1 protein-coding gene is annotated in these 353 nt (G+C 62.0%); it reads right to left on the bottom strand.

The window, feature by feature from the left end; translation table 11 throughout:
• On the bottom strand, positions 1-215 hold a 215-nt coding region (locus QBK88_RS30730), incomplete at its 3' end, for a hypothetical protein (RefSeq protein ID WP_277965051.1).
• Positions 216-353 lie beyond the last annotated feature (138 nt).

Below are 353 nucleotides of genomic sequence, written 5' to 3'. Positions count from 1 at the left end.
TCGAGGGCGCCGGAAACCTTGAGCCATGCACCTGGCGGCCTTGATACGGTTTCAAGCCAAACAAACAAGGCGGACCAGGCAATGGCACAGGCATAACTGGCCCGAAACAGATGTAGGAGCAGAGCTTGCTCGCGAAGCGCCGCGCGGGCGGCGCACGGTCGCAAGAGCGCCATTAAACCAAAGCCATGCACCTGGCAGCCCTGATGCGATTTCATGACAGGCTTTTGGGGGCCCCGCTGGGATCTCATCATGGCCACCAAGCGCTAGTCGATGGTGTTGTAGCGCTCTTGCGACCGTGCGCCGCCCGCGCGGCGCTTCGCGAGCAAGCTCTGCTCCTACATCTGTTTCGGGCC

Source organism: Pseudomonas sp. RIT-To-2, from assembly GCF_029623465.1.
Taxonomy (GTDB): domain Bacteria; phylum Pseudomonadota; class Gammaproteobacteria; order Pseudomonadales; family Pseudomonadaceae; genus Aquipseudomonas; species Aquipseudomonas silvicola.
Note: the sequence above shows the minus strand (reverse complement) of the source record. Positions and strands in the feature narration are given on the sequence as shown.